The sequence below is a fragment of the Corynebacterium kozikiae genome (genome assembly GCF_024580965.1).
In the GTDB taxonomy this organism is placed as follows: Bacteria; Actinomycetota; Actinomycetes; order Mycobacteriales; family Mycobacteriaceae; genus Corynebacterium; species Corynebacterium kozikiae.
Map to the genome: position 1 here is coordinate 1 of NZ_JANIKJ010000065.1, position 391 is coordinate 391.

Sequence of the window (391 nt, forward strand, 5' to 3'; positions counted from 1 at the left end):
TGGCCGCACCGAGGAAGCCCCAGTGGATCGGCACGCCCACCTGGTGCACGGTCCGGCCATCGATCTGCAGGGCCTTGATGCGCTTGGTCACCATCGCCACCGCTTCGATGTGGCCACGCTTGGAACTGACCCGCACGCGGCTGCCGTTGCTGATGCCCAGCTCGTCGGCCAAGGCCGCGCCGATCTCGACGAACTGCTCGGGCTGGATGATGGCGTTCAACTTGCCGTGCTTGGTCCAGAAGTGGAAGTGCTCGGTCAGGCGGTAGGTGGTGGCCACATGCGGGAACTCGTCCGGCGAACCGATCTGTGCGCGATCGCTGGCGAATACGCGGGCGGCCGGGTTGTTCAGCGTCAGTGCCTGGCCGGGGCTGAGCGGATTGCTGCGCAGTGG

Annotated in this window: 1 protein-coding gene; it reads right to left on the bottom strand. The window is 66.8% G+C overall.

Translation table 11 applies throughout. The annotated features are described in order from the left end of the window. On the bottom strand, nt 1–391 hold a 391-nt coding region (locus NQ018_RS11350), incomplete at both ends, for a molybdopterin dinucleotide binding domain-containing protein (protein ID WP_306429059.1).